The organism is Streptomyces sp. NPDC040405 (genome assembly GCF_055595765.1).
The window spans coordinates 1,487,281-1,512,371 of the sequence record NZ_JBVIVI010000002.1 but is presented as its reverse complement, the minus strand read 5'-3'; the positions used below and the strand labels follow the sequence as shown (position 1 = coordinate 1,512,371).

The window sequence follows — 25,091 nt, the reverse complement described above, 5'->3', positions numbered from 1 at the left end:
CCGGTTCCGACGGGGCGATCGCCTGTTTACGCCCAGGGTACGTCGGGGGCTCGTCAGCGTCGGCCGTCGTACTCCTCCACCAGCTCGCTCGCCCGCTTCACATCGGCCGCCATCCGCTCCAGCAGCGCCTCGATCGAGTCGAACTTCTCCTGGCCGCGCAGGAAGGCGAGGAAGTCCACCTCGACATGGAGCCCGTACAGATCCAGACCGACCCGGTCGATCGCGTACGCCTCCACGGTCCGGTCGGTCCCGTCGAACTGCGGGTTGGTGCCGACCGAGATGGCCGCGGGCATGGACTCGCCCTCGGCCGTCAGCCAGCCCGCGTAGACCCCGTCGGCCGGGATCGCGGTGTGCGGCAGCGTCTCCAGGTTGGCCGTGGGGAAGCCCAGTTCGCGGCCGCGTTGCGCGCCGCGGACCACGACGCCCTCGACGCGGTGCGGCCGCCCCAGGACCTCCATGGCGCCGGTGACGTCCCCCTCGGCGACCAGCCTGCGCACCAGGGTGGACGAGAACGGCTCGCCGCCGCCCGCCGCGCCGCGCTCGTACAGGTCGATCACCTGGACCTCGTAGTCGTAGGTGGTGCCCAGCTCGCGCAGCGAGTCGACGTTTCCGGCGGCCCGGTGGCCGAACCGGAAGTTGGGGCCCTCCACCACGACCCGTGCGTGGAGCTTGTCGACCAGCACCTTCACCACGAAGTCGGCGGGGGTCAGCCGCGAGAACTCCTGGGTGAACGGAAGGATCAGCACCGCATCCACGCCCAGCTCCGCCATCAGCTCCGCACGCCGCTGGTGCGGGGCGAGCAGCGGCGGATGGCTGCCGGGCCGCACGACCTCGCTCGGATGCGGGTCGAAGGTGACCACCACCGCCGGTACGCCCAGCTCCCGCGCGCGAGCCACCGCGCGGCCGATGATCAGCTGATGCCCGCGGTGCACTCCGTCGTAGGAACCGATTGTGACGACGCTGCGCCCCCAGTCCTCGGGGATGTCCTCCAAGCCACGCCAGCGCTGCACTATGCCCGCTCCTCGCCCGAACCTTTGACTGCCGACTTATCGCTTTCGCAGATCTAAGACTGCCATGCCGCCTGCCCCCGCCGTGCACCGGAGGCCGGTCGGCGGGGGACCCGCGGAACCCTCATACGAAGACGGCGAGGCTCTTGGCCCGGCCCTTCGACTCCTCCACCAGGGCCAGGAAGCGCCCCTCCGGCCCGAAGACCGCCACCGGACCCGGCCCGGCGCCCTCGCGGGGCGGCATGTCGATCCGTACGCCGTTGCCCAGCAGCCGGGCCTGGTCCGCGTCGACGTCCCAGCGCGGGAAGGCGGCGGCCGCGGCCTCGGCGATGGGCATGATCTGGACGGACTCCTCCAGCTGCTCCAGCGTCCGCGCGGCCGACAGCCCGTACGGGCCGACCCGGGTGCGGCGCAGCGCCGTCAGATGGCCGCCGGTGCCGAGCCCGGCGCCGAGGTCGCGGGCCAGGGCGCGGATGTACGTGCCCGAGGAGCACACGACCGTGACGTCGAGGTCGAGGACGGGGGTGCCGTCCTCCGCCTTCGCCTCGCGGCTCTCGTGGAGGACGAACGACGAGACGGTGACCGGCCGGGCCGGGATCTCGAACTCCTCGCCCTCCCGGGCCCGAGTGTAGGACCGCTTCCCGTCGATCTTGATGGCGCTGACCTTGGACGGCACCTGCTGGATGTCCCCGGTCAGCTCGCCGATCCCGGTCCGCACGGCGTCGAGCGCGGTCCCGGCCGCCCCGTCCGAGGCGGTGATCTCGCCCTCGGCGTCGTCGGTGACCGTGGTCTGGCCGAGCCGGACCGTGGCCGTGTACTCCTTCTCGGTCAGCGCCAGATGGCCGAGCAGCCGGGTCGCCTTCTCGACGCCGATCACGAGCACGCCCGTGGCCATCGGGTCCAGCGTCCCGGCGTGCCCGACCCGGCGCGTACCGGCGAAGCGGCGCATCTTCGCGACGACGTCGTGCGAGGTGAACCCGGCCGGCTTGTCGACGATCACCAGGCCGTCCGGCGCGCCGGATCCGGCCCTTCCCTTGCGTGTCATGCGTCCGCGGAACCCTTGCCGTCGGAAGCGGAACCCTTGCTGTCGGAAGGGGACTCGTCGCCGGAGGGAGACTCGTCGTCCGCCGCCTCTTCCTCCTCGCCGGGCTTGCGGTACGGATCGGCCTCACCGGCGTACGTGGCGCCCGAGGACGCCTCCCGGACCTCGGCGTCGGCCGCCTTGGCCTTGGCCAGCAGGTCGTCGATCGTACGGGCGTTGTCCGGCAGCGCGTCCGGGACGAACGTCAGGGTCGGGGTGAACCGCACCCCGGTCTGCCGTCCGACCTCCGACCGCAGCACGCCCTTGGCGCTCTCCAGGGCGGCGGCCGAGGCCGCGCGCTCCTCGTCGTCGCCGTAGACCGTGTAGAAGACGGTCGCCTCCCGCAGATCACCGGTGATCCGGGTGTCGGTGATGGTCACATAGCCGAGCCGCGGGTCCTTGATCCGCCGCTGCAGCGTCTCCGCGACCACGACCCGGATGCGGTCCGCCAGCTTGCGTGCCCGCGCGGTGTCGGTCATGCGTCTTCTTCTCTCTTCTTCGCTTCAGTCGTCAATGGTCCGGGACGTTCGGGGGCCGGTCGTCGACCGGCCGCCGGTCCACGGCCCTCACTCGTCGTCGCCACCGTGGAACCGCCGTCGTACCGACAGCAGCTCCACCTCCGGTCTCGCCGCGACCAGCCGCTCGCAGCGGTCGAGGACGTCCCGTAGGTGGCCCGCGTCCCCGGATACCGCCGCGAGGCCGATCTCGGCCCTGCGGTAGAGATCCTGGTCGCCGACCTCCGCCACGCTCACCGCGTACTTGCGGTGCAGCTCGGCGACGATCGGGCGGACGACGGAGCGCTTCTCCTTCAGCGACCGTACGTCGCCGAGGAGCAGGTCGAAGGACAACGTCCCTACATACATGCAGTCCGGGTCAAGCCACCCGTGGGGCCTTCGAGGGTCAGGCTTCTCGAACCGTACACGCAAGGGCCGGGGCCGATCGACGGAAATTCTCCGCCGACCGGCCCCGGATGAGAGGCAGCGCGTCAGCCGCGCGGCTTCTCGCGCATCTCGTACGTCGCGATGACGTCGTCGATCTTGATGTCGTTGTAGCTGCCGAGGTTGATACCGCCCTCGAAGCCTTCGCGAATCTCGGTGACGTCGTCCTTGAAGCGGCGCAGGCCCTCGATGTTGAGGTTCTCCGCGATGACCTTGCCGTCGCGGACGAGGCGGGCCTTGGTGTTCCGCTTGACCTCGCCGGAGCGGATGAGCACACCCGCGATGTTGCCCAGCTTGGACGAGCGGAAGACCTCGCGGATCTCCGCCGTGCCCAGCTCGACCTCTTCGTACTCCGGCTTGAGCATGCCCTTGAGGGCCGCCTCGATCTCCTCGATCACCTGGTAGATGACCGAGTAGTAGCGGACGTCCACGCCCTCGCGCTCGGCCATCTGCGTGGCACGCCCATCGGCGCGCACGTTGAAGCCGATGACGATGGCGTCGGAGCCGGTCGCCAGGTCGATGTCGGTCTCGGTGACCGCACCCACACCGCGGTGCAGGACGCGCAGGTCGACCTCTTCGCCGACGTCGAGCTGGAGCAGGGAGGACTCGAGGGCCTCCACCGAACCGGACGCGTCGCCCTTGATGATGAGGTTGAGCTGCTGGACCTGACCGGCCTTGAGCACCTTGTCCAGGTCCTCCAGGGAGACCCGGCGGGTGCGCTTGGCGAAGGCGGCGTTGCGCTCACGCGCGGCGCGCTTCTCGGCGATCTGACGGGCGGTGCGGTCCTCGTCGACGACGAGGAAGTTGTCGCCCGCGCCCGGCACGTTGGTCAGACCGAGCACCAGGACCGGGGTCGAGGGACCCGCCTCCTGGAGCTGGTTGCCGTTGTCGTCGAGCATCGCCCGGACGCGGCCGTACGCGTCGCCGACGACCATCGTCTCGCCGACCTTCAGGGTGCCTCGCTGGACCAGCACGGTGGCCACGGCGCCGCGGCCGCGGTCCAGGTGTGCCTCGATCGCGATGCCCTGCGCGTCCTGCTCCGCGTTGGCGCGCAGGTCGAGCGAGGCGTCCGCGGTGAGGACCACGGCCTCGAGCAGCTCCTCGATGTTCAGACCCTGACGGGCGGAGATGTCGACGAACATGGTGTCGCCGCCGTACTCCTCGGCCACCAGGCCGTACTCGGTCAGCTGACCGCGCACCTTGGTCGGGTCCGCGCCCTCGACGTCGATCTTGTTGACCGCGACCACGATCGGCACGTCGGCCGCCTTGGCGTGGTTCAGCGCCTCGATCGTCTGGGGCATCACACCGTCGTTGGCCGCCACCACGAGGATCGCGATGTCGGTCGACTTGGCACCACGGGCACGCATGGCGGTGAACGCCTCGTGACCCGGGGTGTCGATGAAGGTGATCCTGCGCTCTTCGTCGTTGACCTCGGTCGAGACCTGGTAGGCACCGATGTGCTGGGTGATGCCACCGGCCTCGCCCGCGACCACGTTGGTCTTGCGGATCGCGTCCAGCAGTCGCGTCTTACCGTGGTCGACGTGACCCATGACGGTCACGACCGGCGGACGCGCGACGAGCATCTCCTCGCCGCCCTCGTTCTCGCCGAACTCGATGTCGAAGGACTCGAGAAGCTCGCGGTCCTCCTCCTCCGGGCTGACGATCTCGACGTTGTAGTTCATCTCGTCGGCGAGGAGGTGCAGCGTCTCGTCCGGGACGGACTGGGTCGCGGTGACCATCTCGCCCAGGTTGAGCATCACGGCGACGAGCGACGCCGGGTTGGCGTTGATCTTCTCCGCGAAGTCCGTGAGCGACGCACCACGCGACAGCCGGACCGTCTGGCCGTTGCCGCGCGGCAGCATCACGCCGCCGACGGACGGGGCCTGCATGGCCTCGTACTCCTGGCGCCTCTGCCGCTTCGACTTACGGCCACGACGCGCCGGACCGCCGGGACGGCCGAACGCACCCTGCGTGCCACCACGGCCGCCGGGACCACCCGGACGACCGGCGAAGCCCGGACGGCCACCGCCGCCACCGGGACGACCGGCGAAACCGCCGCCGCCACCCGGACGACCGCCGCCGCCACCGCCACCGGGACGACCGGCGAAACCGCCGCCGCCACCCGGACGGCCACCGCCGCCGCCACCGGGACGACCGGCACCGCCGGGACCGCGACCGCCGCCGCCGGGGCCCGGACGCGGACCCGCGGCCGGACGCTGAGGCATCATGCCCGGGTTCGGACGCGGACCGCCGGAACCGGCGGCGCCGCCGCCGGGACGCGGGCCGCCGCCCTGGGCGCCCTGCGGACGCGGCATCGAACCCGGAGTGGGACGGGGACCGCCGCCACCCTGGCCACCACGACCGGCACCGGGACCACCCTGGCCGCCGCCCTGCGGACGCGGACCGGCGCCACCCTGGCCGCCGGGGCCCGGACGGGCACCGCCGCCGGGACGGGGCGCCTGCGGGCGCGCCATGCCGGTGGAGCCACCGGAGGTGAAGGGGTTGTTACCCGGACGCGGACCGGCCGGACGGCCGCCGCCACCCGGACGCGGGCGCTCCTGCCCCGGACGCGGGGCGCCGGAACGGCCGCCCTGGCCGCCCTGACCCTGACCGCCCTGGCCCTGGCCACCCTGACCCTGGCCCTGACCGCCCTGGCCACCGGGGCCGGGACGGGCACCGGGGCGCGGGCCGGGCGTGGCCGGCTTGGCCGGGGCGCCGGGGCCCGGCTTGGCCGGGGAGGGCTTGGGGCCGGGGGTGGCCGGCGGGGCGGTGAACTCGGGCTGCGCCGGAGCCGCGGGCTGCGCCGGACCCGGCTTGGGGCCGGGCGTCGGGCGGGCGCCCGGAGTCGGGCGCGGACCCGGAGTGGGCGCCGCGGACGGCGTGCTCTGCGGCCCCTCGGCGGCGGCCGGCTTGGGGCCGGGCGTCGGGGGCTTCGGGGCAGCGGGACGGGCCGCCGACGCCGGACCGGGCGTCGGGGGCTTGGGCGTCGCCTTGCGCGGCGCCGAGGGCTTGCCGGAGGCACGGCCGGAGCCGTTGCCACCCTGGAAAGCATCAGTCAACTTGCGGACCACCGGCGCCTCGATGGTGGAGGACGCCGATCGTACGAATTCACCGAGCTCTTGGAGCTTGGCCATGACGACCTTGCTCTCAACGCCGAACTCCTTGGCGAGTTCGTATACCCGGACCTTAGCCACTTCGCTCCTTTTAGGTCCGGGTTACCGCCGGACCGTCGCTACTTCATGGGCGTACTCATCGCGTACTCATCGAGTGCTCATCGCAATCTCGACCTACTTCCGACTCGCGAGGTACCTGACCGCACGGGTGTCCCGTGCCGTTCTTCCAGCTTCTTACGAGGGTGACTGGTCACCCTGATGCTCCACATAACGGCGCAGTGCCGTGGTGTCGAGCGCCCCCGGTCCCCTGAAGGCCCGGGGAAAGGCCCGGCGGCGGACCGCCAGGTCGAAACAGACCCGTGTGGGGTGCATATAAGCTCCCCGACCGGGCAGCGTACCGCGCCGATCGGGGACGCAAACGCCCTCGACCGCCACGATGCGCAGCAGATCGTTCTTGGCCGCCCGCTCCCGGCATCCCACACAGGTTCTCTCAGGGCAGGCACGGGCACGCGTGCGGCCAGACACTGCTTAAGTCTACCTCCCTGCGGCGACCTCACCCCTTGGGGGGAGTGATCGAACCGTCACACGATTTCGGCCGGATCCCGGGTGTCCGCGGCTTGAACCCGCCTTGATCGGGCTTGATCAGCCTTGCTCGGCGGACTGATCGGTGTCCGGCCGGATGTCGATCCGCCAGCCCGTGAGCCGGGCCGCGAGCCGGGCGTTCTGCCCTTCCTTGCCGATCGCCAGTGACAGCTGGTAATCGGGCACGGTGACCCGCGCGGACCTGGCCGCCAGGTCCACCACCTCGACCTTGCTCACCCGGGCGGGCGACAGCGCGTTGGCCACCAGCTCGGCGGGGTCGTCCGACCAGTCGACGATGTCGATCTTCTCGCCGTGCAGCTCGGCCATCACGCTGCGTACCCGGCCGCCCATGGGGCCGATACAGGCGCCCTTGGCGTTCAGACCCGAACGGGTGGACCGGACAGCGATCTTGGTGCGGTGACCCGCCTCACGGGCAATCGCCGCGATCTCCACCGAGCCGTCCGCGATCTCCGGCACCTCGAGCGCGAAGAGCTTCTTCACCAAATTGGGATGCGTACGCGAAAGAGTCACCGACGGCCCGCGCACCCCCTTGACCACTCGTACGACGTACGTACGCAGCCGGGTGCCGTGGGCGTAGTCCTCGCCGGGCACCTGCTCCTGCACCGGCAGGATCGCCTCAAGGCGGCCGATGTCCACCAGGATGTTCTTCGGGTCCTTGCCCTGCTGGACGACGCCCGCGACGACATCGCCCTCCCGCCCGGCGTACTCGCCGAAGGTGATCTCCTCCTCGGCGTCCCGCAGCCGCTGCAGGATGACCTGCTTGGCGGTCATGGCGGCGATCCGGCCGAACCCGGAGGGGGTGTCGTCGAACTCGCGGGGCTCCTCGCCCTCCTCGATGTCGTCGGCGTCCTCCTGGGCCCACACCGTCACATGGCCGGTGTTGCGGTCCAGCTGCACGCGGGCCCGCCGACGGCTTCCCTCGGTGCGGTGATAAGCGATGAGGAGAGCCGACTCGATCGCCTCGACCAGCAGGTCGAACGAGATCTCCTTCTCCCGCACCAGACCCCGCAGGGCACTCATGTCGATGTCCACGGCTACGCCTCCTCCTTGCTCTCGTCGCCCTCGGGCTTGCGGTTGAACTCGATCTCCACTCGTGCCTTGGAGATCTCCTTGAAGGCCAGCCGCCTGGCGGTGGGCTTGCGCCCCTTCACGCCGGGGACTTCCAGATCCAGTCCCTCGTCATCCACGGAGACGATCCGGGCGATGAGCTCGCCGCCCTCCACCAGCTGCGCCTTCATCAGCCGGCCGGTGGCACGGTGGTAGTGGCGCTGCTCGGTCAGGGGGCGCTCGGCGCCGGGGGAGGTGACCTCCAGGACATACGGGGTCTGGCCCATCGCGTCCGACTCGTCGAGCGTCTGCGAGATCTCCCGGCTCAGCTCAGCACACGTATCCAGCTGCACGCCGTCGTCGGAGTCCACCACGATGCGAAGGACGCGCCGCTTCCCGGCCGGTGTCACCTCGACCTCTTCCAGATCCAGGTCCCGTGCGCTGACGAGCGGTTCCAGCAGTCCGCGCAGCCTTTCGCTCTGGGTCGTGCTCATCCGGGTGACTCCTCGGCCGCGTGTGCTGTTGTGGGAAGGTCGCGTGTCAGCTCAAAGCCTATCTGTTCCGGCGGCGGGCTGACGATTCGGTGGCCGCTGCCCGGCTTTCCGGCCTCGCGCGGGTACGCTCGCCTGCTGTGATCACTAACGGCGGCCGGGAGCGGCCGCAGCCCGGAAAGAGGAACGTGTCGATCACGAATCCCCCACCTCGCCCCACGTCCGCCTCCCTCCCCCGGACCACGTCCCCGCGGCGGCGAAGTCTGCTGCTGGCCGGCGGTTCGGCGGGGGCCGCCGCGCTGCTGGCCGCCTGTTCCGGTGGCTCGGACGACGGACCCCGCTCATCCGGTTCCGCGGACGCCGCGGCGCTGCGCGCCCGGGGCGTGCGGGACTCGGCCGCGCTCCTCGCGCGCTACGACGCGACCATCGATGCCCACGGCGGGCTCGCGGAGCGGCTGCGGCCACTGCGGGCGGAGACGGCGGCGCACATGGCGGCGTTGGGCTCCAAGGCCCCCTCCGCGTCCGCCTCCGCGACCGCCTCCCGCTCACCGGCCGCGGGCGGGCGGCGGCTGCCCACGGTGCCCGAGGACGAGAAGAAGGCCCTCAGCGCCCTCGCCCAGGCCGAGCGGCACACCGCCGACAGCCGCACCACGGCGCTCGCCGGCGCGCCGCCCGAGCTGGCCCGGCTGCTGGCCTCCGTCGCGGCCTGCGGTGCCGCCCATGTGTATCTCCTCACCCAGGGCAGCCAGGACCGATGACGGTCCCCGCCCGCCTCGTCAGCCCCCTCCTCAGCCCTCTCCGCGCGGAAGGAGTACCCGGATGAACCGTGCCGCGACGCTCAAGGCCACGCAGGCCGCGCTCGCCGCCGAGCACGCCGCCGTGTACGGATACGGCGTCGTCGGCGGCCGGATCGGCGACGACCGTCTCGCCGAGGCGCGCGAGGGGTACGCCGCGCACCGTGCCCGCCGCGACGACCTCGTCCGCTCCGTACGCGACATGGGCGGTACGCCGCAGAGCGCGGCCCCCGCGTACGCGCTGCCGTTCGCGGTGCCCGACTCGGCCGCCGCGGTGCGGCTCGCCGCCGAGCTGGAGAACCGGGTGGCCGCCGTCTACGCCGACCTCGTACGGACCTCCGACGGCGCCCTGCGGCGGCAGGCGGCGGGCGCGCTGCGCGAGGCGGCGGTCCGGTCGGTGCGCTGGCGGGGCGGCGGCGTAGCCTTCCCTGGGCTCACCGAGCGCGCCGCGCCCGCCGCCCCGACCGCGTCGGCGAGCGGAGCCGCCGACGGGGTCTGACAGTTCGAGAGCACGTTGGCGACAGGGGGCAGCCCGGGAATGGCAGCGGACACGGGGGACACGAGACCACTCCAGGTGCCGAAGCGGCTGCTGGACGCGGTGGGCGACGATCCGGCCGAGCCCGTACGGAGCTGGCTGGACACCCTGCCGCAGCTGGCCGGGAGGCGGCTGCGGGAATGGGAGCTGACCCCCGAGCGCGTGGTCACCCCCGGCGGCCGCAGCGCCCTCGTCGTGCTCGTACGTCAGCCGGACGGCACCCCGGCCGCGCTCAAGTTCCCCGTGCCGGGTCCGGGCGACGGCGACGAGGCCGCCGCGCTCGCCCACTGGAACGGCTGGGGCGCGGCCCGGCTCCTGCGCACCGCGCAGGAGGACGGCGCGCTGCTGATCGAGCGGCTCCAGTCCGCCGTGTCGCTGCGCTCGCTGCCCGAGGCGAAGGCGCTGCTGGAGGCGTCGGGCACGGTACGGCGGCTGTGGGTGCCGCCGCCCGACGGGGATCCGTTCGACTCCGTCGAGGGGCGTACCGGGGCGGCCGCCGAGGTGCTGCCGATACTCGCCTCGGGCGCCTGGGCGGCCGACGTACGCCCGCTGGCCGACGAGGCCCTGGAGCTGCGCTCCGGGCTGACCGCCCAGCCCCCCGAACGGCTGCTGCTGCACGGCGACTTCCGGCAGGGCAAGGTGCTGGCCGGGGAGCGCGCGCCATGGCTCGCGGTGGGACCGGCCCCGGTCGTCGGTGAGCGCGCGTACGACTTGGCGCGGCTGGTCCTCGACCGCTGCGAAGACCTGGCCGCGGGCCCCGGCCCGGCCGCGGCCGTGCGCCGCCGGATCGCCAAGCTGGCCGACTCCCTCGACGTCGACCGCGACCGACTGCGCGGCTGGTCGCTCTTCCGCGCCGTGGAAACGGGCCTGCGATACGGCGCGGCCGGTGACCGGCGACGCGCCGAGCTCCTGCTGGAGTTCGCGGGCTGGCTGTAGGCGGCTCTCTCCCCCACCCCGCCCCTCCCCGAACCCAGGGACTCCGCGCCTGGACCCCGATGCGGCACCGGTGCGCTCCGCCGAGGAGCCCGGTCCGGGGCGGAGACGAACCCCGGCCGGGAACAGGACGGGCCCCCGAGCGCGGGACAGCGCCCCAGCTGAGCGCATCGGACGCAGGGCGACGGGAGAGCGCCGGGACGGCCGACCGCCCCCGGACCCCGATGCAGGACCGGTGCGCTCCGCCGAGGAGCCCGGTCCAGGGCGGAGACGAACCCCGGCCGGGAACAGGACGGGCCCCCGAGCGCGAGGCAGCGCCCCAGCTGAGCGCATCGGACGCAGGGCGACGGGAGAGCGCCGGGACGGCCGACCGCCCCCGGACCCCGATGCGGGACCGGTGCGCTCCGCCGAGGAGCCCGGTCCAGGGCGGAGACGAACCCCGGCCGGGAACAGGACGGGCCCCCGAGCGCGGGACAGCGCCCCAGCTGAGCGCATCGGACGCAGGGCGACGGGAGAGGCGCCGGGGCGGCCGACCGCCTCAGGACCCCGATGCGGAACCGGTGCGCTCCGCCTAGAGGTCCGGTCCCGTCCGGGGTGGAGACGAACCCCGGCCGGGAACAGAGCGGGCCCCCTGGGCGCGGGGGGGCAGCGCCCCGACCGAGCGCGTCGGACGCAGGGCGACGGGAGAGCGCCGGGACGGCCGACCGCCCCCGGACCCCGATGCGGGACCGGTGCGCTCCGCCGAGGGGCCCGGTCCGGTCCGGGCGGAGACGGACCCTGGCCGGAAGCAGGGCAGGGCCCCTCGGCGCGGGGCAGCGCCCCGGCTGAGCGCGTCTGGCGCAGGGCGACGGGAGGGACGCCGGGAGGGGCGCCGGGGCGGTCGGGGCGGGCCTCGTGCCCTCGGGGGCTTGCTGCTTCGGCGACGGCGAAGCCCCCGGCCCGGTGGGGGTCGGGGGCTTGGTTCCGGTCAGAGAAGGGGGCCGGGGCGGTCAGGCCGTGAGGCGGGTGATCGCTTCGTCGATCGGGAGCTCTTCGCGGTCGCCGGTGCGGCGGTCCTTCAGCTCCACCACGCCGTCCTTCGCGCCGCGGCCGACGACCAGGATCGTCGGGACGCCGATCAGCTCCGCGTCGGTGAACTTCACGCCCGGGGAGACGCTGGCGCGGTCGTCCACCATGACCCGGACGCCCGCCGTGCCCAGCTTCTCGGCGATGTCGAGGGCCAGCTCGGTCTGGAGGGCCTTGCCCGCCGCGACGATGTGGACGTCGGCCGGGGCCACCTCGCGGGGCCAGCAGAGGCCGGACTCGTCGTAGGTCTGCTCGGCGAGGGCGGCGACCACGCGGGAGACGCCGATGCCGTACGAGCCCATCGTGACCCGCACCGGCTTGCCGTTCTGGCCGAGCACGTCGAGCTGGAAGGTGTCGGCGTACTTGCGGCCGAGCTGGAAGATGTGGCCGATCTCGATGGCCCGGTCGAGTGCGATGCCCGCGCCGCACCGGGGGCAGGGGTCGCCCGGCTCGACGACGACCACGTCCAGGTAGTCGTCGACCTCGAAGTCGCGGCCGCAGACGACGTTGCGGGCGTGGGTGTCCGGCTTGTTGGCGCCGGTCACCCAGGCGGTGCCGGGGGCGACCCGCGGGTCGGCGATGTAGCGGAAGGACTTGCCCGCCAGGCCCTGCGGGCCGACGTAGCCGCGGACCAGGTCGGGGCGGCCCTCGAAGTCCTCGGCGGTGACCAGCTCGACCACGGCCGGGGCCAGGTGCTCGCCCAGCTTGCCGAGGTCGACCTCGCGGTCGCCGGGGACGCCCACCGCGGTGATCTCGCCGTCGACCTTGACCAGGAGGTTCTTGAGGGTCGCGGAGGCCGGGACGCCCAGGTGCTCGGCGAGGGTCTCGATGGTGGGGGTGTCGGGGGTGTCCAGCTCCTCGACCGGCCCGTGCTCGGCGCCCTCGACGGCCGGGACGGTGGTCGTGACCGCCTCCGTGTTGGCCGCGTAGTCGCAGTTCGGGCAGTCCACGAAGGTGTCCTCACCGGCCGCCGCGGGGGCCAGGAACTCCTCGGAGGCGGAGCCGCCCATCGCGCCGGAGACCGCCGAGACGATGCGGTAGTCGAGGCCCAGGCGCTCGAAGATGCGCTGGTATGCCTCGCGGTGCAGCCGGTAGGACTCGGCCAGGCCCTCGTCGCTGGTGTCGAAGGAGTACGAGTCCTTCATCTGGAACTCGCGGCCGCGCAGCACGCCCGAGCGCGGGCGGGCCTCGTCCCGGTACTTGGTCTGGATCTGGTAGAGCATCACCGGCAGGTCCTTGTAGGACGTGCACTGGTCCTTGACCGTCTGGGTGAAGATCTCCTCATGGGTGGGGCCGAGGAGGTAGTCGCCGCCCTTGCGGTCCTTGAGCCGGAACAGCAGGTCGCCGTACTCCTCCCAGCGGCCGCTCGCCTCGTACGGCTCCTTGGGGAGCAGCGCGGGCAGCAGCACCTCCTGGGCGCCGATTCCGTCCATCTCCTCGCGGACGATGCGGGAGACGTTGTCCAGGACCTTCTTGCCGACCGGCAGCCAGGTCCAGATGCCCGCGGACGCGCGGCGGACGTAGCCGGCCCGGACGAGCAGCTTGTGGCTGGCGGTCTCGGCGTCGGCCGGGTCTTCGCGCAGTGTCTTCAGCATCAAGGTGGACATGCGCTGGACGTGGGCGGCGTTGGCCATGGGGTCTTCTCCTGCGTACGAGACGGATGTCAGGAGGTTAGCCGCCCGGGGACGCAACCCGGAAATGCGCTATCCGGGAGCGCTAACGGCGGAGCGGCAGGGGGGCGCCCATGACGGCGTACGGGCTCGGCGCGCTCGGGAAGAGCACCGGGCGGGCGAGGTCGTGGTAGCCCAGCGAACGGTAGAGGCAGCGGGCCGGGCTGTCGGTGTCGATGGCGGAGAGGATCGAGCGCGGCTGCACGGCCCCGTCGGTGATGGCGGTGATCAGCCGACGGCCGACGCCGCGGTTCTGGTAGTCGGGGTGGACGTGCAGCTCGGTGATGACGAAGGCGTCGTCCAGCCAGTCCTCGTACCCGGACGCGCTCAGATAGGGCTGGACGATGGTGGACCACCAGTGCGTGCGGTCGTTGGGCATGCCGTAGACGAAGCCCACGAGCCGCCCGTCCGGGGTGGTCGCGCCGAAGGCACGGGCGCCGGGGCTGGTGAGGTGGCGCAGCACGATGTGCCGCCGTACGCCCATCTCCTCCGGTGTCAGCCCGAAGGCCACGGCCTGCACGGCGAGCGCGTCGTCCACGCGCGCGGCGAGGTCGAGCGGGCCGACGACGACACCTCGGGGGTCCGGGGGATGGCCCCCTGGCATCTGCAGCATGGGCGGCACCCTACTGGCCCGGTCCGGCGATCAGAACAGCACGCTCATGAACGCGCCGACCTCCTGGAAGCCGACGCGGCGGTACGCGGCGCGGGCCGCGGTGTTGTAGTCGTTGACGTAGAGACTCGCCACCGGCGCGATCTCGTTCAGCGCGTAGTTCAGCACGGCGGCCATGCCGATCTCGGAGAGCCCGCGGCCGCGGTATTCGGGGGCGACCCAGACGCCCTGGATCTGGCAGGCGTGCGGGGTGGCGGCGCCGATCTCGGCCTTGAAGACGACGCGGCCGTTCTCGACGCGGGCGAAGGAGCGCCCGGCGGCGACGAGTTCGGCGACCCGCGCCTGATAGAGCAGTCCGCCGTCGCCCGCGAGCGGTGAGACGCCGACCTCCTCCGTGAACATCGCCACGCACGCGGGCATGATCACGTCCAGCTCTTCCTTGCGGATCCGGCGCACCCGCGGATCGGGCGGGACGTCGGCGGGCATCGACGTGGCGACCATGAGCGGCTGACGCGAGCGGACCTCCCGGGCCGGGCCCCAGCTCGGCTCCAGCAGGGACCACAGCTCGGCCGTGGTGTCGGCGGGGCCGACGATCGAGGAGCAGCGCCGCCCGGACCGGCGGGCGCGCTCCGCGAAGCCGCGCACGGCCTCCGGGGTGGCGCAGATGGGCACCAGGTTGGCCCCCGCGTAGCAGAGCGACTGAAGCCGTCCGCCGCTGTACCAGCCCCACATCTCGCCGCCCAGCCGCCACGGGTCCAGCCCGGCGGCCTGGACGCGGGCGGCGACGAAGGCGTTGGAGACGGGATCGCGGTTGAGCACCGCGAGGGCCGAGTCGAGCTCTTGGGGCTCGAGGACCCTGGTGGTGGACGTCGTCAGCACGTGTCGGATTGCCTCACCGGTTGCGGGGCCTGCGGGCTGGAGGGGGAGTCGATCCTCCGCACTGTACCGTGCCCTCTTTCGAGGGCACGGTGGGCCTCCGGGGCGGAAAAGCCTTCCCCCAGCCACCGCTGGGAGGGGCCTCAGCCGCTGACGGACACCTCGGGCTCGCCGGAGGCGATGCCGTCCTTCTCCATCTGCTCGGCGATCTTCATGGCCTCGTCGATCAGGGTCTCCACGATCTTCGACTCCGGCACGGTCTTGATGACCTCGCCCTTCACGAAGATCTGCCCCTTGCCGTTGCCGGACGCCACGCCGAGGTCCGCCTCGCGCGCCTCGCCCGGGCCGTTCACGACGCAGCCCATCACGGCGACCCGCAGCGGGACCTCCATGCCGTCCAGCCCGGCCGTGACCTCGTCGGCCAGCTTGTAGACGTCGACCTGCGCACGCCCGCACGACGGGCACGAGACGATCTCCAGCCGCCGCTGCCGCAGGTTCATCGACTCCAGGATCTGGATGCCGACCTTGACCTCCTCCGCAGGGGGAGCCGACAGCGAGACCCGGATCGTGTCGCCGATCCCCTCGCTCAGCAGCGCGCCGAAGGCCACCGACGACTTGATCGTGCCCTGGAACGCGGGCCCGGCCTCGGTGACGCCGAGGTGCAGCGGGTAGTCGCACTGGGCGGCCAGCTGACGGTAGGCGTTGACCATGACCACCGGGTCGTTGTGCTTGACCGAGATCTTGATGTCCCGGAAGCCGTGCTCCTCGAACAGCGAGCACTCCCACAGGGCCGACTCGACCAGCGCCTCGGGCGTGGCCTTGCCGTACTTCTCCAGCAGCCGCTTGTCCAGCGATCCCGCGTTGACGCCGATACGGATCGGCACGCCCGCGTCCGAGGCCGCCCTCGCGATCTCCTTGACCTTGTCGTCGAACTGCCGGATGTTCCCCGGGTTCACGCGCACGGCGGCGCACCCGGCGTCGATCGCGGCGAAGACGTACTTCGGCTGGAAGTGGATGTCCGCGATGACCGGGATCTGGGACTTCTTGGCGATCACCGGCAGCGCTTCGGCGTCATCCTGTGACGGGCAGGCCACCCGCACGATCTGGCAGCCCGACGCCGTCAGCTCCGCGATCTGCTGGAGCGTCGCGCCGATGTCCGCGGTCACCGTCGTCGTCATGGACTGCACCGAGATCGGTGCGTCGCCGCCCACGGCGACCGCCCCGACCTGGATCTTCCGGCTGACCCGGCGGTCGGCGAGCTTGGTCGGTACGGACGGCATTCCTAGCGAGATCGCAGTCATCTGGTTCGTAGCCCCAAGAAGGTGTTTGAGTGGCCCGAGATCAGCGGGCTCCGGATCCGAGATTACGGCACCGGGTGGCGCCGGAGCACACTCCGGCCCCGAAGTCCACCCAAAGGCGAACTTCGGGACAGTTCAGATCATCAGGAAATTCGCACGGGGTTCACGACGTCGGCCACCAGAACGAGCAGCGTGAAGCAGATGAAGATACCGGCGATCACATAGGCGACCGGCATCATCTTGGCCACGTCGAACGGACCGGGGTCGGGGCGCCGCACCAGGCGTGCGAGCCGCCGCCGCAGGGACTCCCACACCGCGCCCGCGATGTGGCCGCCGTCCAGCGGCAGCAGCGGCAGCATGTTGAACAGGAACAGCGAGAGGTTGAACCCGGCGACGAGGAAGAGCATCGTCGCGATGCGCTGCGAGGGCGGGATGTCGAGGTTGGCGACCTCGCCGCCGACCCGGGCGGCGCCGACGACGCCCATCGGGGAGTCCGCCTTGCGGGGCGCGTCCCCGAAGGCCGCGTTCCACAGGTCGGGCACCTTGGAGGGCAGGTCGACCAGGGACTGGACGCCGTCCTCGACCATGGTGCCCATGCGGTCCACGGACTGGCCCAAGGACTGCTTCACCACGCCGTTGGCCGGGGTGAAGCCGAGGAACCCGGCGCTGACGTACTGGCCCTCGACGTAGCCGCCGTTCCCGTCGGACTTGGCGACCTTGTTGGTGATGAGGTTGGCCCGCAGGGTCTTCCGGGCGCCGTCCCGCTCGACGGTGATCGTCGCGGGGCCGGTGGTCTCGCGGATGTCCTTCTGGAGCGTGCCCCAGTCCGAGACGCGGTGGCCGTTGAAGGCGACGATCTTGTCCCGGGGCTGCAGCCCCGCGGCCTTGGCCGGGGAGTCCTTGGCGTCCTTGGGGCACTTGTCGGTCGCGGACGAGGCCGGGACCACACAGGCGGAGACGGTGCCGACGCTGGTGGTCTGGGTGTTGACGCCGAAGCTCATCATCACGCCGACGAAGATCACCACCGCCATGATCAGGTTCATGAACGGCCCGGCGAACATCACGATCACGCGCTTCCACGGCGCGCGCGTGTAGAACATACGCTTCTCGTCGCCCGGCTCCAGCTCCTCGTAGGCGGCCGACCGGGCATCCTCGATCATGCCGCGCCACGGCGAGGTGGAACGCTGGGTGACCTTGCCGTCGTCGCCGGGCGGGAACATCCCGATCATGCGGATGAAGCCGCCGAGCGGGATCGCCTTGATGCCGTACTCGGTCTCCCCCTTCTTACGGGAGAAGACCGTCGGCCCGAAGCCGACCATGTACTGCGGGACCCGGATGCCGAACCACTTGGCGGTGGAGAGATGGCCCAGCTCGTGCCAGGCGATCGAGATCCCCAGGCCCACGGCGAATACGACTATGCCGAGGACCGTCATCAATGTCGTCATGCGTGACCCTCCGGGGTCGCCTTCGCCGCGCGGGCGGCCAGTTCACGGGCGCGGGCACGGGCCCACGTCTCGGCTTCGAGGACGTCCGCGACGGTGAGCTGAGTTCCCGCGGAGGGGGCGCCGTGCTCGGCGACCACTTCCGCGACCGTATCGACAATTCCGTTGAAGGGCAGCTTCCGGCCGAGGAAGGCGTCCACGCACTCCTCGTTCGCCGCGTTGAAGACGGCCGGGGCGGTGCCGCCGAGGCCGCCGACGTGCCGGGCGAGGTCGACCGAGGGGAAGGCCTCGGCGTCGAGGGGGAAGAACTCCCAGGTGTGGGCCTTGGTCCAGTCGCAGCCGGGGGCGGCGTCCGGCACCCGCTCGGGCCAGCCGAGGCCGAGCGCGATCGCCATCCGCATGTCCGGCGGGCTCGCCTGGGCGAGCGTCGAGCCATCGGTGAATTCAACCATCGAGTGGATATACGACTGAGGGTGTACGACCACCTCAATCTCCTCGAAGGGAATGTCGAACAGCAGATGGGCCTCGATGACCTCCAGCCCCTTGTTGACGAGGGTCGAGGAGTTGATCGTGACGACCGGGCCCATGTCCCAGGTGGGGTGGGCCAGCGCCTGGTCCGGGGTGACCCCGGCCAGCTCGCGCTTCGTACGCCCGCGGAACGGGCCGCCGGACGCGGTGACGACCAGCTTGCGGACCTCCTGGCGGCCGCCGCCCAGCAGGGCCTGGAAGAGCGCGGAATGCTCGGAGTCGACGGGCACGATCTGGCCCGGCTTGGCGACCGCCTTGACCAGCGGCCCGCCCACGATGAGGGATTCCTTGTTGGCCAGCGCCAGCACCCGGCCCGCCTCCAGGGCGGCCAGGGTGGGCGCGAGGCCGATGGAGCCGGTGATGCCGTTGAGCACGGTGTGGCACTCGGAGCGGGCCAGCTCGGTGGCCGCGTCGGGCCCGGCCAGGACCTCCGGGAGCGGCTCGCCCGCGCCGTACCGCGCGGACAGCGCCGCGCGCACCTCGGGCACCGCGTCCTCGCGGGCGACGGCGACGGTGGCCGCCTTCAGCTGGTGGGCCTGCTCGGCGAGCAGCCCGGCCCGCCCTCCGGCGGCGGACAGGGCGGTCACCCGGAAGCGGTCCGGGTTGCGCAGGATCACATCGATGGCCTGGGTGCCGATCGATCCGGTGGAGCCCAGGATCACGAGGTCGCGGGGGCTGCCGGGGTCGGCGGGGGCTGCCGGGGGGCGCAGATGCGGGTCAGCCAGGGAATCCGTCATCTGCCCATTGTTGCCGGTGCCGCTGTTCGCGGATGACCGGACCCTGGGCCTGGTGCGTCTCCGGGCCCGCCGGGGCCGGTCCGTCGCTCCAGCCCGCGACGGCCGAAGGCTCCGGCGGGCTCCGGCCCGCGACTCCCCGGGCCGCTGCCGGGACGCGCCCGCTGAACCGGCGGGTGAACCGGCGGGCTGGATTCCGTCACCCGGATCCAGCCCGCCGGGACCGCGGTCACCTGATGGGGCGGTGGACGTTGTCCCTGACCGACGGACCGGGGGTGGCGTCCGCGATCCACGGGCCGTCGCCGCTGGGGTCGAGGACGCCCGCCTCCAGCCACTCGTACGAGCCGGAGAGCACTCCGGAGACCACCTTGCGGTCGAGGTCGTCGGTGTTGGTCCACAGGCGGCCGAAGAGTTCGTCGGCGCGGATACGGGCCTGCCGGCAGAACACGTCGGCCAGCTGGTACGCCTCGGCGCCGTGGTCACCGCGGCTGCGCAGCATCTCGGCGCGCACACAGGCCGCGCTCATCGCGAACAGCTCCGCGCCGATGTCCACGATCCGGCTGAGGAAGCCCTGTTTGGTCTCCATCCGGCCCTGCCAGCGGGACATGGCGTAGAACGTCGACCGGGCGAGCTTGCGCGCCGAACGCTCGACGTAGCGCAGATGCGGGGACAGGTCGCGATGGCCGGGCGGGGCGAACTCGGCGTAGGCGCGCGGGAGATGGCCGGGGCCGGTGACCAGGCCCGGCAGCCAGCGGGCGTAGAAGCCGCCCGCCTTGGCGGCCGCCCGGCCCTTGTCGGACAGGGACTTGTCGGGGTCGATGAGGTCGCCCGCCACCGACAGATGCGCGTCCACGGCCTCCCGTGCGATCAGCAGATGCATGATCTCGGTGGAGCCCTCGAAGATCCGGTTGATGCGCATGTCGCGGAGAATCTGCTCGGCGGGGACCGCACGCTCGCCGCGGGCGGCGAGCGAGGCCGCGGTCTCGAAGCCGCGGCCGCCGCGGATCTGGACCAGCTCGTCGGCCATCAGCCAGGCCATCTCGCTGCCGTAGAGCTTGGCGAGCGCCGCCTCGATGCGGATGTCGTTGCGGTCCTCGTCGGCCATCTGGGAGGCGAGGTCGATGACCGCCTCCAGCGCGAAGGTGGTCGCCGCGATGAAGGAGACCTTGGCGCCGACGGCCTCGTGCCGGGCGATCGGCTTGCCCCACTGCTCACGGGCCGCGGACCATTCGCGGGCGATCTTCAGGCACCACTTCCCGGCGCCCGCGCACATCGCGGGCAGCGAGAGCCGCCCGGTGTTGAGCGTGGTCAGCGCGATCTTCAGGCCCGCGCCCTCGGGGCCGATGCGGTTGGCCGCGGGGACCCGGACCCGGTGGAAGCGGGTCACCCCGTTCTCGATGCCGCGCAGCCCCATGAACGCGTTGCGGTTCTCGACGGTGACGCCCTCGGCGGCCGTTTCGACGACGAAGGCGCTGATCCCGCCCTTGTGGCCGTCGGACTTCGGCACCCGGGCCATGACGACGAGGAGGTCGGCGACCACGCCGTTGGTGGTCCACAGCTTGACGCCGTCGAGCAGGTAGTCGTCCCCGTCGGGGACCGCGGTGGTGGCGAGCCGGGCCGGGTCGGACCCCACGTCCGGCTCGGTGAGCAGGAAGGCCGAGATGTCGGTGCGGGCGCAGCGCGGCAGGAAGCGGTCCTTCTGGTCCTGGGTGCCGAACAGCTTGACCGGCTGCGGCACGCCGATCGACTGGTGGGCGGAGAGCAGCGCGCCGATGGCGGGGCTGACGGAGCCAGCCAGCGCGAGGGCCTTGTTGTAGTAGACCTGGGTGAGGCCCATGCCGCCGTACTTGGTGTCGATCTTCATGCCGAGCGCGCCGATTTCCTTGAGGCCGTTGATGGTCTCGTCGGGGATCTGCGACTCGCGCTCGATGCGGGCGGGATCGATCCGGGTCTCGCAGAACTCGCGGAGCTTGGCGAGGAACGCCTCGCCGCGGCGCACGTCGTCCGGTGCGGGGGCGGGGTGGGGATGGATCAGATCGAGGCGGAAGCGGCCGAGGAACAGCTCCTTGGCGAAGCTCGGCTTGTGCCACTTCTGTTCGCGGGCGGCCTCGGCGACCTGGCGCGCTTCACGCTCGGACACCGGCCGGACTGATGATGCGGTCATCGGTGCTCCCTTGCCGCAAATGACGATCTCGTGACATTACCGGCACGTACCGCTGTTCAGTGTGCCTCCGGTGGGCCGGGTCGGCAAAGTGGTGCGGCGGTGATGCGACGTGGTGAAGCGCTTCGACATTCTATGGACAGCCCACGCCGGGCAGGTCTACTGTCAGCATCGAAGCGCTTCACCACCCCTCCCCCGCCGGATGGAGTCTCCCGCATGGTCACGCTCGCCGAGGTCGCCCGCCACGCCGGAGTCTCCGCCAGCACGGTGAGCTATGTCCTCAGCGGCAAGCGCTCGATCTCGGCGCCCACCCGGGAGCGCGTCGAGCGGTCCATCAAGGAGCTGGGCTACCACCCGAACGCCGGAGCCCGCGCCCTCGCCAGCAGCCGTTCCAACATCATCGCGCTGATGGTGCCGCTGCGGACCGACATCTACGTACCGGTGATGATGGAGGTCGCCATCGCGGTCGCCACCACCGCCCGCGCGCACGGGTACGACGTGCTGCTGCTCACCGGCGAGGAGGGCCCCGCGGCGGTGCGCCGGGTCACCGGCAGCGGGCTCGCCGACGCCATGATCCTGATGGACATCGAGCTGGAGGACGAGCGGCTGCCGCTGCTGCACGCGGCCCGCCAGCCCACCGTGCTGATCGGGCTGCCCGCCGACACCATCGGCCTGACCTGCGTCGATCTCGACTTCACCGCCACCGGCGCGCTGTGCGCCGAGCATCTGGCCGCCCTCGGCCACCGGGAGATCGCCGTGATCGGCGAGGCGGCGGCCGTCTACGAGCGCCACACCGGGTTCGCCGAGCGGACCCTCGACGGGCTGCGCACGGCCGCCCGCGACCTGGGGCTGCGGCTGCTGCACCGCCCGTGCGAGGGCAGCTACGAGTCGATGGACGGCACCCTGTCCCGGATCTTCGACGAGCGCCCCGGCACCACCGGCTTCATCGTCCAGAACGAGGCCGCCATCGATCCGCTGCTGAGCCTGCTGCGACGGCAGGGGCGGGCGGTCCCCGAGGACGTCTCGGTGGTCGCCATCTGCCCCGACCAGGTGGCCACGAGCGCGTCCGTGCGGCTCACCTCGGTCGCCATCCCCGCGCAGGAGATGGGGCGGCGGGCCGTCGAGCTGGTGGCGGCCAAGCTGCAGGGCGACGGCTCCGAGCAGGTGGCGCTGCTGCCCCCGGAGCTGACCGTACGGGCCAGCTCGGGCCCGGCCCCCTCCTGACGACGCCGAGGCCGCCGACGCCGCCGACGCCGCGACCCGTACGCACCGACCGCACGCCCCCTCACCGCCGCACCCCCGAGGAGCGCATCCGTGAACCCGTCGCCGTCTTCGCCCGCCTCTTCCGTCTCGCCCGCCTCTTCCTCGCTCGCCGAGACCTCCCCCACCGTCGGCTCGTTCGCCGCGCGCGGCGGCGCCCTGGAGTGGAGCGGCCGCCAGGAGACCGTACGGCTCGAACCGTGGGGCCCCGACGCGATCCGGGTGCGCGCCCGGCTCGGCGGGCCGGTCCTCGACGGGCTGCCCGGGGCGCTCCGGGACGCCCCGCCGCCGTCCGCCGCGGCCGTCGAGGTGGCGGACGGGCACGCCTCGCTGACCAACGGCGCGCTCACCGCCGAGATGACCGCCGACGGCATGATCCGCTTCGTGCGGACCGCGGACGGCGGGGAGCTGCTGGCCGAGGAGCGCGCCCACTTCTGGTGGCCGGGGCCGCGGCTGCGGACCGCGACCGGCAACGGCTACCACCGCCTGGAGCAGCGCTTCCGCGCGTACGAGGGCGAGAAGCTGTACGGGCTCGGGCAGCACCAGCACGGGCTGCTGGACCAGAAGGGCGCCGTCGTCGACCTCGTCCAGCGCAACTCCGAGGTGACCATCCCCGTCCTGACCTCCAGCCGCGGCTACGCGCTGCTGTGGAACAACCCGGCGATCGGCCGTGTCGAGCTGGGCGCGACCGGCACCCGCTGGGTCGCCGACAGCGCCCGCCAGATCGACTACTGGATCACCGCAGGGGACCCGGCCACCGCCCAGCGCCGCTATACCGCGGTCACCGGCCGCGCCCCCATGCTGCCCGAGTGGGCGGCCGGGTTCTGGCAGTGCAAGCTGCGCTACCGCACCCAGGAGGAGCTGCTGACCGTCGCCCGCGAGCACCGGCGGCGCGGGCTGCCGATGTCCGTCATCGTGTGCGACTTCTTCCACTGGACGCATCTGGGCGACTGGGCGTTCGACCCGGTCGCCTGGCCCGATCCGGCCGCGATGGTGCGGGAGCTGGACGGGCTGGGCATCAGGCTGATGGTGTCGGTGTGGCCGTCGGTCTCGCCGCTCAGCGAGAACCACGCCACCATGGAGCAGCGCGGCTTCCTGATCGGCACCGAGTACGGACCCGTGGCGCACGCCGACTGGCCCGACCGGCGGGAGGGCGAGCCGGTCCAGGTCGCCTTCTACGACGCCACCCACCCCGGGGCGCGGGAGTTCGTCTGGTCCCGGGTGCGGCAGAACTATCTGGAGCCGTACGGGATCCGCGCCTTCTGGCTGGACGCCTGCGAGCCCGAGACGAAGCCCGGCTTCGCCGCGAATCTGCGCTACCACGCGGGTCCCGGCCTGGAGGTCGGCAACCTCTACCCGCGCGAGAACGCCCGCGCGCTGTACGACGGGATGCGGGCGGCGGGCGAGGAGGACGTCGTCACCCTCATCCGCTCGGCCTGGGCGGGCAGCCAGGCTTACGGTGCCGTCCTGTGGTCCGGCGACATCGGCACCGACTTCGCGACCCTGCGCCGCCAGATCGCCGCCGGGCTCAATGTGGCGCTGTCCGGCATCCCGTGGTGGAACACCGACATCGGCGGCTTCCACGGCGGCGACCCGGACGACCCGGCCTACCGCGAGGTGCTGATCCGCTGGTTCCAGTTCGGCGCGCTGTCCCCGGTGATGCGGCTGCACGGCTACCGCGCCCCGGGGCTGCCGCTCGGCCCGCACATGACCGGCGGCCCGAACGAGGTGTGGTCGTACGGCGAGGAGGCCGAACAGATCCTGGCCGCGTATCTGCGGCTGCGCGAGCGCCTGAAGCCGTATCTGCTGGACCAGATGCGCACCGCCCACGAGGAGGGGCTGCCGCCGCTGCGCCCGCTCTTCCTGGAGTTCCCCGACGACCCGGCCGCCTGGGACATCGCCGACTCCTACCTGCTGGGCCCGGACCTCCTGGTCGCCCCGGTCCTGGAGCCGGGCTCGGTCGAGCGGACGGCGTACCTCCCGGCGGGTGCGCGCTGGACGGACGCCTGGACGGGCGAGGAGTACGACGGCGGCCGGTCGGTGACCGTCCCCGCTCCTCTGGACCGCATCCCGCTGTTCCTGCGGGACGGCGCCCGGCTGCCGGTGCGGGACTGACCGCCCGGGCGCGTACCGCCGCCGCGGGGTGGGGCGGCGGTACGCGGGGGGTCAGCTGGCGCTGACGCCGAAGCTCTTGGTGCGGAAGTCCAGGCCACCGGCCGACGAGGTGATCTCGTAGCCGAACTGGACGTCGCCGATGGTCACATCGCCGAACCAGCCCTTGGTGTTCTTGATCCAGTTCACGATGGACTTGATGTCCACGGATCCGGAGCTGGAGTTGGAGCTGCGGATGAAGGAGAAGACCTGGTTGGCGCCGTTGCTGCCCTTGTAGACGGTCCAGGTGTGGCCGCCGAGGGTGACCGTGCCCTGGGAGGTGCCGAGGGGGCCGACCGCGCCGGTCTTGTTGACCCAGAGCATGATCTCGTACGCGTAGTTGCTGTCCCAGATGTCGTACGAGGTGTTGTAGGCGCCCGAGGACGGGACCGTCACGCTGTAGTTGCTGGTGAGGCTGTTGATGGCGCTGATCTTCTTGCCGACGACCTTCTTGGCGTTGGGGTAGGACTTGATGCCGCCGGTGTTCGGGTGGTTGGCCCACACCCCCCAGTCGCTGGCGGAGTTGGCCCAGATGCTCTGGGCGCCCGCGCCGGAGCCCCAGATGTTGTTGTAGAGCGTGTAGCCGCCGGTGGACCAGTTGCCCCACTGTTCGGAGGAGGACCAGGTGGCGGCCTGGGCGGGGGCGGCGGCGAAGCCGACGACGGTGAGGAGCGCCAGTAACGGGGTCAGGAGAAGCGAACGCACGGCTCGTCTTTGCACGATGCCGATTCCTTTCGGGTGGGGGGATTCCGGG

At 72.1% G+C, this 25,091-nt stretch carries 21 protein-coding genes; 5 read left to right on the top strand and 16 right to left on the bottom strand.

The window, feature by feature from the left end; genetic code table 11:
* Positions 1-53 precede the first annotated feature (53 nt).
* The 8 genes from ACZ59A_RS14045 to rimP form a co-directional block, all read right to left on the bottom strand.
* Entirely contained in the window at positions 54-1,010 is a 957-nt protein-coding gene (locus tag ACZ59A_RS14045) for a bifunctional riboflavin kinase/FAD synthetase (RefSeq protein ID WP_470957716.1), read from the bottom strand.
* A gap of 121 nt (positions 1,011-1,131) precedes the next feature.
* Positions 1,132-2,052 carry a tRNA pseudouridine(55) synthase TruB gene (truB, locus tag ACZ59A_RS14040; protein WP_470957713.1) on the bottom strand — a complete coding sequence of 307 codons (921 nt, stop codon included), beginning with the start codon at positions 2,050-2,052 and terminating at the stop codon, positions 1,132-1,134.
* Positions 2,049-2,567 (bottom strand): 30S ribosome-binding factor RbfA, encoded by a 519-nt coding sequence (gene rbfA / locus ACZ59A_RS14035; protein WP_470957711.1) that lies wholly within the window; start codon positions 2,565-2,567, stop codon positions 2,049-2,051. Before rbfA ends, truB begins: the two co-directional genes overlap by 4 nt.
* Positions 2,568-2,654: 87 nt before the next feature.
* Positions 2,655-2,951 carry a DUF503 domain-containing protein gene (locus tag ACZ59A_RS14030; RefSeq protein ID WP_468042433.1) on the bottom strand — a complete coding sequence of 99 codons (297 nt, stop codon included), beginning with the start codon at positions 2,949-2,951 and terminating at the stop codon, positions 2,655-2,657.
* A gap of 122 nt (positions 2,952-3,073) precedes the next feature.
* A complete protein-coding gene (infB, locus tag ACZ59A_RS14025; protein ID WP_470957708.1) occupies positions 3,074-6,220 on the bottom strand; it encodes a translation initiation factor IF-2 in 3,147 nt (1,048 codons plus the stop codon).
* 153 nt (positions 6,221-6,373) lie between these two features.
* Positions 6,374-6,664, bottom strand: coding sequence for a YlxR family protein (locus ACZ59A_RS14020; protein ID WP_470957706.1), 291 nt, complete (start codon positions 6,662-6,664; stop codon positions 6,374-6,376).
* Between the two features lie 117 nt (positions 6,665-6,781).
* Positions 6,782-7,774 carry a transcription termination factor NusA gene (gene nusA, locus ACZ59A_RS14015; protein WP_468042427.1) on the bottom strand — a complete coding sequence of 331 codons (993 nt, stop codon included), beginning with the start codon at positions 7,772-7,774 and terminating at the stop codon, positions 6,782-6,784.
* Positions 7,775-7,776: 2 nt separating this feature from the next.
* Positions 7,777-8,283: a ribosome maturation factor RimP gene (gene rimP, locus ACZ59A_RS14010; RefSeq protein ID WP_468042425.1), complete on the bottom strand. Its 507-nt coding sequence runs from the start codon at positions 8,281-8,283 to the stop codon at positions 7,777-7,779.
* A 191-nt stretch (positions 8,284-8,474) separates the two neighbouring features.
* On the opposite strand from rimP, the gene ACZ59A_RS14005 reads away from it, so the two are divergent.
* From ACZ59A_RS14005 to ACZ59A_RS13995, 3 genes are all read left to right on the top strand, one after another.
* Positions 8,475-9,038 (top strand): hypothetical protein, encoded by a 564-nt coding sequence (locus ACZ59A_RS14005; RefSeq protein WP_470957937.1) that lies wholly within the window; start codon positions 8,475-8,477, stop codon positions 9,036-9,038.
* 61 nt (positions 9,039-9,099) lie between these two features.
* Positions 9,100-9,573, top strand: a complete 474-nt coding sequence (locus tag ACZ59A_RS14000) for a ferritin-like domain-containing protein (RefSeq protein ID WP_468042424.1) — start codon at positions 9,100-9,102, stop codon at positions 9,571-9,573.
* A 39-nt stretch (positions 9,574-9,612) separates the two neighbouring features.
* Complete coding sequence (locus ACZ59A_RS13995) at positions 9,613-10,545, top strand: aminoglycoside phosphotransferase family protein (RefSeq protein ID WP_468042422.1); 933 nt, start codon at positions 9,613-9,615, stop codon at positions 10,543-10,545.
* A 986-nt stretch (positions 10,546-11,531) separates the two neighbouring features.
* On the opposite strand, the gene ACZ59A_RS13990 is transcribed toward ACZ59A_RS13995, so the two are convergent.
* The 7 genes from ACZ59A_RS13990 to ACZ59A_RS13960 form a co-directional block, all read right to left on the bottom strand.
* Entirely contained in the window at positions 11,532-13,241 is a 1,710-nt protein-coding gene (locus ACZ59A_RS13990) for a proline--tRNA ligase (RefSeq protein ID WP_470957700.1), read from the bottom strand.
* 82 nt (positions 13,242-13,323) lie between these two features.
* On the bottom strand, positions 13,324-13,890 hold the full coding sequence (locus ACZ59A_RS13985) for a GNAT family N-acetyltransferase (protein ID WP_470957697.1): 567 nt from the start codon (positions 13,888-13,890) through the stop codon (positions 13,324-13,326).
* Positions 13,891-13,920: 30 nt separating this feature from the next.
* Entirely contained in the window at positions 13,921-14,766 is an 846-nt protein-coding gene (locus tag ACZ59A_RS13980; protein ID WP_470957694.1) for a GNAT family N-acetyltransferase, read from the bottom strand.
* Positions 14,767-14,906: 140 nt separating this feature from the next.
* The gene (gene ispG / locus ACZ59A_RS13975) at positions 14,907-16,064 is read right to left on the bottom strand and encodes a flavodoxin-dependent (E)-4-hydroxy-3-methylbut-2-enyl-diphosphate synthase (protein WP_470957691.1); all 1,158 of its coding nucleotides are present in this window, start codon (positions 16,062-16,064) and stop codon (positions 14,907-14,909) included.
* Between the two features lie 140 nt (positions 16,065-16,204).
* Complete coding sequence (locus ACZ59A_RS13970) at positions 16,205-17,506, bottom strand: M50 family metallopeptidase (protein ID WP_470957689.1); 1,302 nt, start codon at positions 17,504-17,506, stop codon at positions 16,205-16,207.
* Positions 17,503-18,768 (bottom strand): 1-deoxy-D-xylulose-5-phosphate reductoisomerase, encoded by a 1,266-nt coding sequence (gene dxr, locus ACZ59A_RS13965; RefSeq protein WP_470957686.1) that lies wholly within the window; start codon positions 18,766-18,768, stop codon positions 17,503-17,505. Before dxr ends, ACZ59A_RS13970 begins: the two co-directional genes overlap by 4 nt.
* A 226-nt stretch (positions 18,769-18,994) precedes the next feature.
* On the bottom strand, positions 18,995-20,929 hold the full coding sequence (locus tag ACZ59A_RS13960) for an acyl-CoA dehydrogenase family protein (RefSeq protein ID WP_470957683.1): 1,935 nt from the start codon (positions 20,927-20,929) through the stop codon (positions 18,995-18,997).
* A gap of 213 nt (positions 20,930-21,142) precedes the next feature.
* On the opposite strand from ACZ59A_RS13960, the gene ACZ59A_RS13955 reads away from it, so the two are divergent.
* Together ACZ59A_RS13955 and ACZ59A_RS13950 are read left to right on the top strand one after the other, a co-directional pair.
* The gene (locus ACZ59A_RS13955) at positions 21,143-22,150 is read left to right on the top strand and encodes a LacI family DNA-binding transcriptional regulator (RefSeq protein WP_470957680.1); all 1,008 of its coding nucleotides are present in this window, start codon (positions 21,143-21,145) and stop codon (positions 22,148-22,150) included.
* Between the two features lie 90 nt (positions 22,151-22,240).
* Complete coding sequence (locus tag ACZ59A_RS13950) at positions 22,241-24,301, top strand: glycoside hydrolase family 31 protein (RefSeq protein WP_470957677.1); 2,061 nt, start codon at positions 22,241-22,243, stop codon at positions 24,299-24,301.
* A gap of 51 nt (positions 24,302-24,352) precedes the next feature.
* Here ACZ59A_RS13950 and ACZ59A_RS13945 read toward each other — a convergent pair whose 3' ends face one another.
* Complete coding sequence (locus tag ACZ59A_RS13945) at positions 24,353-25,057, bottom strand: GH12 family glycosyl hydrolase domain-containing protein (RefSeq protein WP_470957674.1); 705 nt, start codon at positions 25,055-25,057, stop codon at positions 24,353-24,355.
* Between the last annotated feature and the right edge of the window lie 34 nt (positions 25,058-25,091).